Annotated in this window: 16 protein-coding genes; 6 read left to right on the forward strand and 10 right to left on the reverse strand. The window is 39.0% G+C overall.

Going from position 1 to position 15024, the window contains the following annotated elements; all coding sequences use genetic code 11:
• Nucleotides 1-188: 188 nt before the first annotated feature.
• Both mrdA and rsmD read left to right on the forward strand, forming a co-directional pair.
• Nucleotides 189-2207 (forward strand): penicillin-binding protein 2, encoded by a 2019-nt coding sequence (gene mrdA / locus ACIF8R_RS05430; protein ID WP_396479562.1) that lies wholly within the window; start codon nucleotides 189-191, stop codon nucleotides 2205-2207.
• A complete protein-coding gene (rsmD, locus tag ACIF8R_RS05435; protein WP_396479564.1) occupies nucleotides 2207-2752 on the forward strand; it encodes a 16S rRNA (guanine(966)-N(2))-methyltransferase RsmD in 546 nt (181 codons plus the stop codon). The genes mrdA and rsmD overlap by 1 nt, the downstream gene beginning before the upstream one ends.
• Nucleotides 2753-2823: 71 nt before the next feature.
• Here the strand turns inward: rsmD and ACIF8R_RS05440 are convergent, their stop codons facing one another.
• The 9 genes from ACIF8R_RS05440 to ACIF8R_RS05480 form a co-directional block, all read right to left on the reverse strand.
• Complete coding sequence (locus ACIF8R_RS05440; protein ID WP_396479566.1) at nucleotides 2824-3282, reverse strand: hypothetical protein; 459 nt, start codon at nucleotides 3280-3282, stop codon at nucleotides 2824-2826.
• A gap of 56 nt (nucleotides 3283-3338) precedes the next feature.
• Nucleotides 3339-3908 (reverse strand): HupE/UreJ family protein, encoded by a 570-nt coding sequence (locus tag ACIF8R_RS05445; protein ID WP_396479568.1) that lies wholly within the window; start codon nucleotides 3906-3908, stop codon nucleotides 3339-3341.
• Between the two features lie 9 nt (nucleotides 3909-3917).
• Nucleotides 3918-4532: an urease accessory protein UreG gene (ureG, locus tag ACIF8R_RS05450; RefSeq protein ID WP_000140200.1), complete on the reverse strand. Its 615-nt coding sequence runs from the start codon at nucleotides 4530-4532 to the stop codon at nucleotides 3918-3920.
• A 27-nt stretch (nucleotides 4533-4559) separates the two neighbouring features.
• On the reverse strand, nucleotides 4560-5225 hold the full coding sequence (locus tag ACIF8R_RS05455; RefSeq protein WP_396479570.1) for an urease accessory protein UreF: 666 nt from the start codon (nucleotides 5223-5225) through the stop codon (nucleotides 4560-4562).
• On the reverse strand, nucleotides 5212-5694 hold the full coding sequence (gene ureE / locus ACIF8R_RS05460; protein ID WP_396479572.1) for an urease accessory protein UreE: 483 nt from the start codon (nucleotides 5692-5694) through the stop codon (nucleotides 5212-5214). The genes ACIF8R_RS05455 and ureE overlap by 14 nt, the downstream gene beginning before the upstream one ends.
• 70 nt (nucleotides 5695-5764) lie before the next feature.
• The gene (gene ureC / locus ACIF8R_RS05465; protein WP_396479574.1) at nucleotides 5765-7465 is read right to left on the reverse strand and encodes an urease subunit alpha; all 1701 of its coding nucleotides are present in this window, start codon (nucleotides 7463-7465) and stop codon (nucleotides 5765-5767) included.
• Nucleotides 7466-7502: 37 nt separating this feature from the next.
• Nucleotides 7503-7811 carry an urease subunit beta gene (locus ACIF8R_RS05470; protein WP_396479576.1) on the reverse strand — a complete coding sequence of 103 codons (309 nt, stop codon included), beginning with the start codon at nucleotides 7809-7811 and terminating at the stop codon, nucleotides 7503-7505.
• Nucleotides 7812-7822: 11 nt separating this feature from the next.
• Entirely contained in the window at nucleotides 7823-8125 is a 303-nt protein-coding gene (gene ureA, locus ACIF8R_RS05475; RefSeq protein ID WP_039248685.1) for an urease subunit gamma, read from the reverse strand.
• Nucleotides 8126-8225: 100 nt separating this feature from the next.
• Nucleotides 8226-9101 (reverse strand): urease accessory protein UreD, encoded by an 876-nt coding sequence (locus ACIF8R_RS05480; protein ID WP_396479578.1) that lies wholly within the window; start codon nucleotides 9099-9101, stop codon nucleotides 8226-8228.
• A 194-nt stretch (nucleotides 9102-9295) separates the two neighbouring features.
• Between ACIF8R_RS05480 and ACIF8R_RS05485 the strand changes: the two genes are divergently transcribed.
• Together ACIF8R_RS05485 and ACIF8R_RS05490 are read left to right on the forward strand one after the other, a co-directional pair.
• Entirely contained in the window at nucleotides 9296-9619 is a 324-nt protein-coding gene (locus ACIF8R_RS05485; RefSeq protein WP_188198314.1) for a hypothetical protein, read from the forward strand.
• 202 nt (nucleotides 9620-9821) lie between these two features.
• Entirely contained in the window at nucleotides 9822-10301 is a 480-nt protein-coding gene (locus ACIF8R_RS05490; protein ID WP_022575036.1) for a copper resistance protein NlpE, read from the forward strand.
• Between the two features lie 63 nt (nucleotides 10302-10364).
• Here ACIF8R_RS05490 and ACIF8R_RS05495 read toward each other — a convergent pair whose 3' ends face one another.
• Nucleotides 10365-11969 (reverse strand): isocitrate lyase, encoded by a 1605-nt coding sequence (locus ACIF8R_RS05495; RefSeq protein WP_002054455.1) that lies wholly within the window; start codon nucleotides 11967-11969, stop codon nucleotides 10365-10367.
• Between the two features lie 588 nt (nucleotides 11970-12557).
• Between ACIF8R_RS05495 and ACIF8R_RS05500 the strand changes: the two genes are divergently transcribed.
• Together ACIF8R_RS05500 and ACIF8R_RS05505 are read left to right on the forward strand one after the other, a co-directional pair.
• Complete coding sequence (locus ACIF8R_RS05500; protein WP_001047619.1) at nucleotides 12558-13547, forward strand: LysR family transcriptional regulator; 990 nt, start codon at nucleotides 12558-12560, stop codon at nucleotides 13545-13547.
• 122 nt (nucleotides 13548-13669) lie between these two features.
• Nucleotides 13670-14995, forward strand: a complete 1326-nt coding sequence (locus tag ACIF8R_RS05505) for a hemolysin family protein (RefSeq protein ID WP_396479580.1) — start codon at nucleotides 13670-13672, stop codon at nucleotides 14993-14995.
• Nucleotides 14996-15024 lie beyond the last annotated feature (29 nt).

A 15024-nucleotide genomic window follows, 5' to 3' on the forward strand; every position in this document is an offset into this window, starting at 1 on the left:
TTGAATGAGAGACTTTAACAGAATTATTTTGCTTCTTATATACAAGACTCTACAATTTTGTTGTCTACAAAGTCAAAAAAGCCAATTTTCCTCTTCACTGAAACTTTGAAAATTATGCAATATTTTAACTGCGCTTGCGTTAGAATAAGCAGCTATTTTTCTCACCCTATGTCATTAAGTCGATCCGTATGAAACAGCACTTTCCTTTAAAAGATATCCAGCAAGAAAAGCGCATTTATCGAGGTCGTATATTTTTTGCCGTAGGTCTTGTGATTATCTGTCTATTGGTATTAGCCAGCCGATACGCTTATCTGCAAATTTTTCATTACGATGAGTTCTCAACTGCATCGGATAAAAACCGTATTCGCTTACAACCGCTCCCCCCTGCTCGTGGTTATATTTATGACCGTAATGGGGTTTTACTGGCAGATAATTACCCGGTTTTTACCGCAACATTAAGTAAGGCAGACGTTGAAGATCCTGATGCAGTTATTGAACAATTACAACCAATTCTAGAGCTTACTCAAGAAGATGTAGACCGCTTTAAAAGCCGTATTAAAACGGCGCGTAAAACTGAACGCGTAGCAATTAAGCTCAACTTAACCGAGACAAATATTGCTAAGTTTAGTGAAGTTAAATACAAATTCCCTGGGGTGAGAATTGAAACCCAAATGACGCGCTATTATCCGCATGGTGAATTGTTTGCTCACGTGATCGGATATGTTGGCCGTATTAACGATAAAGAATTAAAAAGTATTGATAAAGATTTATACGCTGGAACAAACCTGATTGGTAAAATTGGCGTAGAGAAAAGCTATGAAGATTTACTTCATGGAACACCGGGTTATGAATCTGTAGAAGCCGATGCACATAGTAATGTATTGCGTCATTTGGGACGTAAAGACCCAACTCGTGGTAATGACCTCTATTTATCATTAGATTATGGTTTACAAGTTGTAGCATCACAGCAACTTGCTGGGCGTCGTGGTGCAATTGTTGCGATAGACCCACGTACTGGTGAAATTCTTGCATTGGTTTCAAGCCCAAGCTTTAACCCAAACTTATTTGTGACGGGTATTAATCATAAAGATTATAGCTCGCTACGTGACAATATCGACCAACCTCTTTATAACCGTGCTGTTCAAGGGGCATACCCTCCTGGTTCGACCATTAAACCAATGGAAGCGATGGGCGGTTTACATTATGGTATTGTCGACTGGTCTACTGCTATTTCTGACCCAGGTTACTTCCATTTACCTGGTGACTCTCACAAATTCCGTGACTGGAAAAAAACTGGTCATGGCATCGTGAACATGCACAAAGCCATTATCATGTCTTGCGATACCTATTTTTATATTTTGGCAAATCAAATGGGCATCGACCAGATGAACCAATGGATGCGCCAATTTGGCTTTGGTCAAAAAACAGGTGTCGACTTACCAAGTGAAAGTGAAGGTTTATACCCAAGTCCTGAATGGAAAATGCGTACACGCAAAACTAAATGGATGAAAGGTGAAACTATTTCCGTGAGTATTGGTCAAGGTGCATTTACTGCAACCCCATTACAACTTGCAATGGCAACTGCTATTACAGCGAATCACGGCTCACATGTAGTTCCACATGTTTTACGTGCATCACATGGTGCAAAACCTTTTACAGTTCGTAATGCACCTGATGGAAAAATTAATTTCAATGGTACAGATGAAGATTGGGTAAAAATGCGAGAAGCCATGATTGATGTAATTCAATCAGGTACTGGACGTGGTATCCGTACATCGCTATATCAAATTGCCGGAAAAACAGGTACTGCACAGGTTAAGAGTATTGCACAAGGTAAACGCTACAACGAAGCTGCGCTTAGTGAACGCCAACTTGACCATGGTCTTTTTGTTGGATTTGCACCTGCCGATAAACCTGAAATCGCAATCGCAGTCATTTGGGAAAATGGTCGTCATGGTGGTTCCGCAGCTCAACTTGCTAAGCCGATATTTGATTACTGGTTATTAACCCGCAATAAAAATCCGATTCGTCCAGCCAACCATCAAGTTAATGGTGGCCTTATGACAGCCGGAATTAAACCAGGTGAGCTTCCAAGTGGCGGCGAAACTGCTAGCTCTACTCCAGCAGCTGCTACAACTACCGCAGCAGCAACATCTACTCCACAGGCAACACCAACTCGTCCTGCTACAAACGAGGTCGATGAATAATGAAAAATCAATTACGCATTATTGGGGGCGAATGGAAAAGACGAGTTTTACCATTCGCCAGTATTGAAGGATTAAGACCAACTCCCGATCGTGTCCGCGAAACTTTATTTAACTGGCTCATGTGGGACATTCAAAACGCTCAGGTTCTCGATATCTGCACAGGCTCTGGGGCATTAGGCTTTGAAGCATTATCGCGCGGTGCTGCATCTGTTTATATGATTGAGCCAGATAAGACTCAGGCAAGATTTTTAAAAGATAATATCCAGCTTTTAAAAGCGCAGAATTGTCATTTAGTTAATGCAACTGCTCAGCAAGCGTTGCCGCGCTTAAAAGAACAGTTTGATGTCGTTTTTTTAGACCCGCCTTATAGTCTCGATCTATGGCAAGAGCTCGCTCAATTGGCAGATTTGCATATTAAAAAGAATGGATACATTTATGTTGAGGCTGACCGAGATTTATCTCAGCTTCACCTTCCTGCATCATGGCAACAGGTGAAAACAACTAAGGCAGGTACAGTCCACGCTGGGCTTTATCAGAAAATTTAATCATTTAGCATTTTATGATGAATTACTTACCTGATCTATTTATTTGAATTCGATTATTTTAATTTTGTATTTCAGAATAGATAGATCGTAAAAAATCGTATGAGTTGACCTCGATCGTAAGGAAAACTCGAAATATATTCATAACCAATTTTCAGTCTTGGATTAACACTATAGTTAACTCCATACCCAACTGAAATGGATAAATCTTGAATATTAATATGATTCGTTAAACCAGTGATGCTTTTGCTGTGAAGTTGCCCCGTATCATAGGCTGTATAATTATAAATCACCCAATGCTCATTTGAATAAAATTCGTTTTTAAGCACATTATAGTTATTAATTTCATCATCATGCTCAATAGCTAAACGCCTTTGTTCCAAGTTTAAATCTGATTGATCTAACAACTGATCTGTATTTAATAAAGCAGAATCATCACTTTCTAGTTGAAAAAAATCATAGGCCTGAACATCTCCACTATAAAAGATAACCATCGCTGTAAAAACAGTATAAATATTTTTATGCACACACATTTTATTTTGCAAATCAAAAAAGGTAGCTTAAAGCTACCTTTTTCTGCAAGTTTTAATTAACTTAAACCAATGACTGCAACAATTGCTGCGCAAGTACCCACAATCTTTTTGCCATAAGGTACATATCGCGTAAACACGGCACCTAGTGCTAAGCCACCGCAATAGATAAATGCCATGCCAGCAATCATACCTGTTACTAATGCAACAATATGCCCCGCATGTGCGAGTTCAACACCATGCGCTATACCATGAAAGCTTGCGAGTAATGCAGCAGCAATAGGCAAAATCCGATTTGATTTTGTCCATAGTGCAATTGCTGTAACAATCAAAGAAGCAATAATTCCGTATTCAGCCATACTCGCTGGCACCAAGCCTTCAGCACCTACTAAAAAGCCTATAATTAAAGTAATACTTAAAGTAATGACTCCGGCAATTTTCCACTGTTTAGCTGCTGACCATAACAGGACACCAAAACCTAAAGCCATCACCAAATGATCGAGACCAGTAAAAGGGTGAATAAAACCTGCCATAAACCCTGAATGTGCATGATCATGTCCCGGATGCGCCATGGCTAATGCCGGTAACATACTAAGGAGCCCAATGCCCCATTTCTTAATGAAGTTCATATTTACTCCTTAAGCCTTAAACAGCCCTTGCTTCTCAATAAATTGAATAATTTCTTCAAGCCCATCTTGTGTTTTCATGTTTGAAAATAAAAATGGCTTTTCACCGCGCATGCGTTTGGCATCTTGATCCATTACATCAAGGTTTGCGCCAACCATAGGTGCAAGGTCAGTTTTATTAATAATCAGTAAATCTGACTTAGTAATACCCGGTCCACCTTTGCGTGGAATCTTTTCACCACCTGCTACATCAATAACATATAAAGTTAAATCAGAAAGTTCCGGGCTAAATGTTGCCGCTAAATTATCGCCACCGCTTTCAATAATAATGAGTTCTAAGCCATCAAATTTTTCGCATAGATCATCAATCGCAGCTAAGTTAATTGAGGCATCTTCACGAATTGCTGTGTGTGGACAACCACCTGTTTCCACACCCACAATACGATCTGGCGACATCGCTTCATTACGGGTTAAAAAGTTTGAGTCTTCTTTGGTATAAATGTCATTTGTCACTACAGCCATATTGTATTTATCACGCAAGGCACGGCATAAGTTAAGCGTAAGTGCTGTTTTACCTGAACCCACCGGTCCACCAATTCCAACTCTTAACGGGCTACGTTCTGTCATGATTTTTATCCTTTTATTTCCTAATTTTTAAGATCTGAATAACCGTGAATATTGAGTCTCATGTTTCATGCTCAGCATGGCATAGCGAGGTAAAGCACTACTCAATTGCTCATCTTTAAGTTTTAAAGCTTTCTCTACAGCGTGTGGTACTAGACCATGCAAATGCCACAAAATTCTTTGACCTGCCATTTGGCCCAATGGGACGGTTTTTACGGCTGCTAAAACCTGATTTTCCAAAACGGTAAAGGTATATGCCGTAAGCACATTCTCTTCTTTAAGTTCTAAACGACCACAGAGCTGCGCATAGACAGGCACAAAACCAAACTGCTTTTTAACCTCAACTGGCTTTTTCAAAACATCTTTAATCCATGCATTTAAAGAAAATGCGAGCTGTTGAGATTCAGCAAGTAACTCTTTACTTTCTCGACTCGCCTTATACAAATGTGCCCAAATTAGAAACTGATCTGGGTCATCATAATGTTGCATAAGACGCTTAAGTACAGGTAACTCAAAGCGTACTAACAGCATTTCCAGCACTTCTTCAAAGTAAGCAATTGCCGAGGCTTCATCGTGTATTAAGCCAATATCAATGGCTGTTTCTACACCTTGTGAATAACAATACGCTCCAACTGGCAGTGCCGTAGAAGACAATGTCAGCAGTTGCAGTAATTGTGCTGCGTTATACATGGACATGGTGTAAAGCTTTTATTGGGCTTAAACGATGATCATGGCTATGCTGAGCATAGGCACCGCTTTCAGGTTCAAAAGGATGATCTGTTTCTGTCACTGTCAGCCCCAACCCTTCTACCATTTCTGCAAGCACATGATCGGGCTCAAAATACAAAGCTGTAGGTGTCAGCATTAATGGCACATGTCTATTACCTAAGTGATAGGCAGCTTTAAGTAAATCAAAATCGGTTTGAGCAGTAACTTGCATTAATCGCTCAGGTTTGGCATCAACACGTAGTACGTCGCCCTCTTGTGTTGCAATATATGAACCGCTACGCAAAATGCCAGTACGTGGCAAATCAGCTCCAATATCGATGCCACTCGCTAAAGCCGCTCGAAAGCGGGATTTTTGACGGGTATCAAACGTGAGTTCAACCGTTTCAAATGTCTGATCAGGAGAAATATCTTCAAGACGTTGGATATAAATTTTCATTTAGCTTTTCTCTCCTTACTTATTTCTTTCATATACAAGGTAATGAGGCAAATCACCTCTATAAAATTCATTAAAACAAGAAATAACGCTGTGCCATGGGTAACACATCAGCAGGTTCACACGTTAATAACTCGCCATCGGCCCGCACCTCGTAAGTTTCAGGGTGAACATGCATGACTGGACAATATGTATTGTGTTTCATATCAGCTTTGGTAATTGCACGCGTGTTCTTACACGGACTAATTAACTTTTTAAGGTTTAATTTTTCAGCAACTTTGTCATCGATTGCTGATTGAGATAAAAAGGTAATGCAAGTGTTATGTACACCACGTGGATAGGCACCAAACATGGGACGGTAATGCACTGGTTGAGGTGTCGGAATTGAAGCATTAATATCACCCATCGGTGCTGCTGCAATCATGCCACCTTTAATAATCATCGAAGGTTTCACACCAAAAAAGGCTGGCTTCCATAATACTAAATCAGCAAGTTTTCCGACTTCAATCGAACCGATTTCATGACTTAGACCATGGGTAATTGCTGGGTTAATCGTATATTTAGCAATGTAGCGTTTAACGCGATTGTTATCATGGAACTCATTGTCTCCCTCTAAAGGACCACGTTGAATTTTCATTTTATGGGCAGTTTGCCAAGTACGTAAAATCACTTCACCTACGCGCCCCATCGCCTGAGAGTCCGAAGACATCATGGCAATTGCACCTAGGTCTTGCAGAATATCTTCGGCAGCAATGGTTTCACGGCGAATACGACTTTCTGCAAAAGCAATATCTTCAGCAATTGCAGGGTCTAAATGATGACAAACCATGAGCATATCTAAATGCTCATCAATGGTATTAATGGTATAAGGTCGCGTTGGATTAGTTGAAGATGGCAAGACATTACTTTGCCCAATTGCTTTTAAAATGTCGGGAGCATGTCCACCACCTGCACCTTCGGTATGGTAGGTATGAATGGTACGGTCTTTAAATGCGGCCAGCGTTTCTTCTAAAAAACCACCTTCATTTAAAGTGTCCGTGTGAATCGCAACCTGTACATCGAACTCATCTGCCACACTCAAGCAGTTATCAATCGCTGCTGGTGTTGAGCCCCAGTCTTCATGTAGTTTTAATCCAATTACCCCAGCTTTAATTTGCTCTCGAATTGGGTCTGGCAAACTCAGATTACCTTTGCCTAGCAGGCCAATATTCATAGGTAAATCATCTATCGCCTGCAACATGGTCGCAATATGCCAAGGCCCTGGGGTCACTGTCGTTGCCGAAGTACCAGCTGCAGGTCCTGTACCACCACCCACCATTGTTGTTGTACCCGACATCAGCGCGGTTTCAACTTGTTGAGGACAAATCCAGTGAATGTGGGTATCAATACCACCTGCCGTTAAAATTTGCCCTTCGCCCGCAATCACTTCTGTTGCAGCACCTAAAGGAATAGTAATGTCAGGTTGAATATCGGGGTTACCGGCTTTTCCTATTTTCCAGATTCGCCCATTTTTTAAACCTACATCGGCTTTAACAATTCCCCACCAATCCACAATTAAAGCATTGGTTATGACTGTATCGGCAACTTCATCAGCTAAAAGTTGCGATTGCCCCATCCCGTCACGAATAACTTTACCACCGCCAAACTTAACTTCTTCACCGTAAGTCGTTAAGTCTTGTTCAACTTCAATAAAAAGCTCTGTATCAGCTAGGCGAATACGATCTCCAACCGTTGGACCAAACATTTCAGCATATGCACGACGTGACATTTTCATAATTTTTTACTCATATCTTTCATTATGGTTGTTATGTTTAATCCAGCTTACCCATGACTCGGCCTGCAAAACCATATACTTCTCGCTTACCAGCTAAAGCAACTAGTTCTACTTCTCGGCTTTGCCCCGGTTCAAAACGTATTGCAGTACCCGCTGCAATATTTAAGCGAAAACCTTTTGCTGCTTCACGGTCGAACTGTAGTGCATCATTGGCTTCATAAAAATGAAAATGCGACCCCACCTGAATAGGTCTATCGCCAAGATTAGCCACTACAACTTTTAAAGTTTCTCGTCCGACATTCAGTTCAATGTCAGTATCTGGAGTAATGATTTCGCCGGGGATCATAAGCGTTCCTTTTATACGATTGGCTGATGAACAGTGACTAATTTCGAACCATCAGGAAAAGTTGCTTCGACCTGAACCTCAGCAATCATTTCCGCTACGCCATCCATGACATCTTCACGCTTTAATAAAGTAGTACCGTAATGCATCAAATCACTGACTGTCATTCCATCTCGTGCACCTTCAAGTAAGGCTGCGGAAATAAATGCAACTGCTTCTGGATAATTCAGCTTTAAACCTCGCGCTTTACGACGCTCAGCCACCAAGCCTGCGGTAAAAATGAGTAACTTGTCTTTTTCTGTTGGATTGAGTTCCATATCTCTTTCCTAATAGCATCTAGTTTTCTTTAAGCAAAATGCGTGCTCAAAAGCAGCATACTTGTTTTAATCGTTTTTTAAATACGCAATTTAACGTAAATTAGGTTTTCCAAATTCTTGGAAATTCTTCATCTAAATCAAACCAATAACGTCTCAATCTTGCTCTTATAGCGGCAAAAGCATCATGACAATGCCGTACATCATTTCCTAAAAAACGCGCACACAGTACATCTTCTAGTAACGTCAAAGTCACAGGCACATCCATACGCATAATGAGTTCACGGATGAGTTCAACATGTTGCTCTAAATAAAATGAAGAACGGAATTTCTCAGGAGGTACAGCCCAAAAACTTGCCATCACGGCTTGATTATTCATACCTAAACATGAGCTTAACCAGCGATCTCCACCTTCAAAATACAAAGTATCGGCAACTAATAATTTATTTTCACGCCATAATTTAAACTGGTTGTGATAACTTCCCTGAACAAAATTTTCGGCCCGAGCCTGTCGGCCCAATACCAGCATATCCCATCCAATAAAACTTGCTGTTTCTTCAAGGTGAATATGTGTTTCCGAATGTGCTACAGCACCATCGAACAACATCGTTTCTTGTGGCATCCACTCTAAAATAGAGTCATTTTTTACAGTCAAATAAATATGCTGAAAAGCTTGTTTACCATTGGTTCTATACCATTTCCCAGCTCCAGGTGTGGTAATCACCGCATGTGCCTGCTCTGCTGTTTCAATTTGGAAAGTAAGATGATCACCTCCTGCAATACCTGCTGGTGGATGCACAATAATTGCGTGGCAAACTCCTGTTTTTTCTGGCCAAAGCATTTTTTGCACCCGAACAGGGCCATAATGTTTACGATGACTCATTATGGTGCGAGAATTTTTAAAACAGAAACCAAGCTCTAATTGGGCATACCAAAATGGTGCTGAAGAACTCTGAGAAAATTGTTGAATCCGATTCATTTTGGCTCATTTTTAATAATGGCTTTTTTAATAAGCAAAATATGCACCAAATACAAAAAGAGGTCATTACAAACTTAGAAACAATTTTTTTATTTTAATGAGTTAAAAAACAAGCAATGTCTAACATAAAACCACAGTAAAGCATGGAATTATTTATACAATAGCGCCCATCCTCGCTCTTATAAATTTTTTCCATGAAAATCTTTTTCGTGTTAGTACCTTTTGTATTTTTAACTGGGTGTATTTTTGGCCAATCTAGTGAGGTCAAACGCGCAGAAAAACTATTAAATAATTTTCAATGTAAAAATGTTGAAACAAGTGAAATGCCTACAAGCTCTATCAACTCTTATTACCAACAAACTTTAGCGGTGAGTAAAGATAAAGCGACCTCTTATGTAGAAAGCTATAAAGAAGGTGAAGAATTATTCGCTATGCCTTTAGATGAAGTGGTAAAGAAGCAGTATGAACTTTATAAAGCAGCATGCGACTCTCTAGGTGGAGTTTCTGCACAACCATAATTTAAAAAAGGTATCCATTAAATCACTTAAATGGATACCTCTACCCCACCAACTTAATTTTAAAAATTACTATTTCAAAGCGTCCAATAAGTATTCACTTTACCTTTTGATAAAATTAAGCAACATAGTAACGCTTTTATTTTCTTTTATTTTTTCCTAGGCTTTAACTACTTTTTATTTTTATTTTGAGGTTTTGGTCATTATGAAAAAATCATTATTAGCGATTGCACTTATGAGTACTCTTCTTGTCGCATGTAATAAACACGAAAATAAAACAGAGACAACTTCTGATGCATCTACCCCTGTGCAAACTACTGAAGCAAGTAATGCTGTTGCCGTAGATACTGAGCATACAGCAGAGAACTCACTAGATTGGAACGGTAAATATAAAGGAACACTTCCATGTGCAGACTGTGAAGGCATTAAAACCGAATTAAAGTTAAAAGATGATAAAACTTATGAGTTGACTGAAACTTATTTAGGTAAAGGCGATACAAACCCATTTGAAACCCATGGTAAGTTTGCTTTCGATAAAGACAATACTTCTGTTATTACCTTAGATGATAAAGCTCAAAACCGTAAATTCTTTATTGGTGAAAATACAGCGACTGCATTAGACATGGAAGGTAAAAAAGTTGAAGGTTCTTTGGCTGAACATTATGTGTTGAAAAAAGAAGATTAATGAATTTTTCAATATAAACAAAAAAAACCGCTCATTTGAGCGGTTTTTTTATGAAGTCAATTCTTAGTGAGCTGAGAATTGGTTCATTGTGTTTTTAGAATCATCACCAGCTTTAAGTGCGTTCTCACCAGCGAAGATTTCTTTGTGGTCATCACCGATGTCTGAACCAGCCATTGCTTGGTGTTTCACACATGCGATACCGCCACGGATTTCTTTACGTTGTACGCCAGCAACATAAGCTAACATACCTTGGTCACCGAAGTAACCTTGTGCTAATTCGTGAGTAGAAAGAGCAGCAGTATGGTATGTAGGAAGTGTGATCAAGTGATGGAACACACCAGCTTCACGCGCAGCGTCTGCTTGGAAAGTACGGATTTTTTCATCAGCATCAGCAGCTAATTCAGTGTTGTCATACTCAGCGCTCATTAATTTAGCACGGTCGTAAGCAGACACATCTTTACCTTCAGCAACCCAACGGTCATACGCTTGTTGACGGAAGTTTAAAGTCCAGTTGAATGATGGGCTGTTGTTGTAAACAAGCTTCGCATTTGGAACTACTTCTTTAACACGGTTAACCATGTGTGCAATTTCTTTTACGTTTGGAGTCGGAGTTTCGATCCAAAGTAAGTCAGCACCATTTTGAAGGCTAGTGATACAGTCAAGTACAACACGGTCAATCTGAGTGCCTTCACGGAATTGATATAAACCAGAAGCTAAACGAGTTGGGCGGTGTAACTTGCCATCACGTTTAATTAAGATTTCATCATCAGTTGCTTCAGAGATATCAATTTCTTGAGTGTCTAAGTAGCTAATATATTTAGATGCGATGTCGCCTGGCTCTTTAACTACTGGAATGCTTTGAGTAAGGTCAGCACCTTCAGAGTCAGTACGAGCAACGATAACGCCTTCTTCTACACCTAATTCTAAGAATGCATAACGAAGAGCATGGATCTTAGCGATGAAGTCAGCATGTGGAACAGTTACTTTACCAGCTTGGTGACCACATTGTTTTGCATCAGATACTTGGTTTTCGATTTGAAGCGCACAAGCACCAGCTTCAATCATTTTCTTAGCAAGTAAGTAAGTTGCTTCTTCGTTACCGAAACCAGCATCGATGTCCGCAATAATTGGCACAACGTGAGTTTCGAAGTTGTCGATTTGAGCTGTGATTTCAGCTACTTTCGCAGAGTCACCCGCTTCTTTTGCTTTGTTTAAAGCACGGAATAAGTCATTTAATTCTTTTGCATCAGCTTGACGTAAGAAAGTGTAGATTTCTTCGATCAAAGCAGGTACTGAAGTTTTTTCGTGCATAGATTGGTCAGGAAGTGGACCGAATTCTGAACGAAGTGCAGCAACCATCCAACCAGAAAGGTAGATATAACGTTTGCTAGTAGTACCGAAGTATTTTTTATTAGCAATCATTTTTTGTTGAGCGATGAAACCATGCCAGCAACCTAATGATTGAGTATATTTGCTTGAATCAGCATCGTATTCAGCCATATCACGACGCATAATCGCAGCTGTATACTTAGCAATATCTAAACCAGTTTTGAAACGGTTTTGAAGTTGCATACGAGCAGCATCTTCTGGGCTAATGTCTGCCCAAGTGTTGCCGAATTTTGATTTTAATTCACGTACTGCATCAATCGCTGTTTGATATGTAGTCATGATATTGTCCTGTATTCATTTTAGGATTTCATCGATCGAAGCCTAGAGTCATGTTACTTAAATTTCTTATGACACCAGCTGCTTCTTCATGTACACAGCTTAGACTTAGCCAATCAATTAATCCAATATCCTTGGTTAATCTTCAGTATTTATTTAAAAAATATACCAATAAATCGATATTATAAGTAAAACTAAAAAACATAACACTTTGTTTATAAAAACAAAATAATCCTAAAAGAGTATAGTATTTTGATCAAAAAACTCTCCAAGTTTTATTTTTATACAATTTTTGAGATTTTTCCATTCATTTTTAGTGTTAAAAGTCAATTGTAAATTAGGCGACTTTTGCCAATGAAAAAAGTCAATCAACATGCTAGAACAATACTAAATATTAATTAAAAATATTTCTTCCCTAACCACAAATATAAAAACAGATCAAAGATAACAAAATAGAGCATTTGAGGCGCTTTTCAAGCATACTTAATTTCAACAAAAAATGTCGTTTTTCTCATCATTTTTTCACACAATGTTCTTTAAATATGGCATAATTTGAAACAATTTTAGGGTTTTATTTTCGGTATTTTTTTTATGAATCTGGAGCGGGTAGATCTTAATCTATTAATATATCTTGATGTTCTTCTTCGTGAAAAAAACGTTACTCGCGCAGCCGAACAGCTTGGTGTTACTCAGCCTGCCATGAGTAATATTTTACGCCGTTTGCGTAATTTATTTAATGACCCTCTCCTGATCCGTTCATCTGAAGGGATGACACCGACAGAACGTGCACTTGAATTACAACCACGTATTCGTGATGCCCTTTCTGATCTTTCCATGATTTTGGAACCGCGTACCGAATTCCGCCCTTATACCAGTAATCGCGTTTTCCGTATTATGACTTCTGACTATGCAGAAGCAACCCTAGTCCCGCGTCTTGTTAAAGCCCTACGCTCTGAAGCACCAAATGTTGTACTCGATTTTCTTACACCAAGTGATGTGTCATATAGAGACATGGAACAAGGTAAAGTTGATTTAGCTATTAACCGCTTCAATGAAATACCACAAAGTTTCCACCAAGTTTTAGTTTGGCGTGATAGCTTTAGCTGTATTTTAAATGACAAACACCCTGCTGTTACTCATTTAAATTTAAAAAGCTATTTAGATGCTCAACATATTTGGGTATCTAAAACTGGTATGGGTGTTGGTTTTGGGGTAAACCCAGACAAACAAGGTGGCCTAGGCTGGATTGATCAAGCATTAGAACGTATTGGTCAACGTCGTAAAATTTCTGTATTTACGCGTCACTATCAAATGCCAGCATTGCTTGCTCAAAATGTTGACTTGATTGCAACACTTCCAACTCGAATGGCGCGCTTGCAAGCACAAAATCCAAAATTAGTCATTAAAGATCCACCGTTTTATATTCCTGAGTTCGAACTTAAAATGGCATGGTGTCCACTATTACACCATCACCCAGCTCATCGCTGGTTACGCCAACTTATCCTATTCGTTGCTCGCCAAATGATCGAAGAGGAAAATCGTGAGTTTCTAACCAATAATTCACAATTTTCCCACTATTAAATAAATTTTAATTTAATTGTCTCTTTCCAACATTATCTTAAGCGCTGAGCAATCAATCTGATTACCTCAGCGCTTTTTTGTGTTAAAACATAGTCATAATAATGATGATCCTCGGGTGATTTGTGAGTCTCTTTCAAAATATCATTATCATCGTACTGCTCATCATCGCAGCAGGCTTTTTATCTTTAACTGAAATTGCGCTAGCTGGTGCCAGAAAAGTAAAGTTAAAAATTTTGGCCGAAGCTGGCGAAGAACGTGCTCAACAGGTACTTGATTTACAAGAACAATCTGCAGACTTTTTTGCAGCATCCCAAATTGGCCTAAATGCTGTCGCAATCTTAGGCGGTATTTTAGGTGAAGCTGCATTTCGTCCTTTCTTTGTCAACTTAGTTGACCGCTTTTACCAAGGTCCTTGGACACAAACAATTGGTTTTGTCCTATCTTTCACCTTGGTAACTTCTTTATTTATTTTATTTGCCGATCTCATGCCAAAACGCTTGGCTATGATTGCACCTGAAAAAATCGCAATTAGTGTCATTAACCCTATTCAGATTTTTATTAAAATCTGCAAGCCTTTAGCTTGGGGAATCAACGCAATTGCAAACTTGTTATTCCGCTTATTTAAAGTAAATACAACACGTGAAGACAATATAACTTTTGATGATATTTCAGCAGTTATGGATGCTGGTGCCCAAGCAGGCGTACTTCAAAAACAAGAACATCACTTTATTGAAAATGTATTTGAACTTGAAGAACGCACAGTGCCATCAAGTATGACCACGCGTGAAAACGTTGTTTACTTTACTTTAAATGAACACGAAGACAGCATTCGACAAAAACTGGCAGAATATCCTTATTCTAAATTTTTGGTGTGTAATGAAAATATTGATCAGGTCATTGGTTATGTAGATGCAAAAGACTTTCTGGTTCGTATTTTAAATAATCAATCACCTACACAGTTAAATGAGTCTACTATTCGTAATGTTCTGATGATACCAGATACATTAACACTATCAGAATTGCTCGATCGCTTCCGTTCAACAAAAGAAAAGTTTGCCGTTGTAATTAATGAATACGCGCTTGTGGTTGGTGTAATTACACTAAGTGATATCATGATTACCGTTATGGGTGACTGGGTTACCCCTATTGAAGAAGAACAGCAAATTATTAAACGCGACAATAACTCTTGGTTGATTGACGGTAGTACACCTATTGAAGATCTTAAGCATGCGCTTGAAATTGATGAAATGCCTGATGAAGAAAACTATGAGACGCTCGCAGGTTTTATGATGTATCGTTTACGCAAAATTCCTCGTCCAGCAGATTTTGTGGAATTCGGTGGTTATAAATTTGAAGTTGTCGATGTAGACCATTTTAAAATTGATCAGTTATTAGTAACCCGCGTATTAGAAAAATCTGATTTACAACCTCCATTAGATGAAAATTGATTTATTTTGGTGCAAAATATCCTGCTAAT

Origin of the sequence: Acinetobacter sp. ABJ_C4_1, assembly GCF_044538495.1 — a bacterium.
GTDB classification, from domain to species: Bacteria; Pseudomonadota; Gammaproteobacteria; order Pseudomonadales; family Moraxellaceae; genus Acinetobacter; species Acinetobacter nosocomialis_A.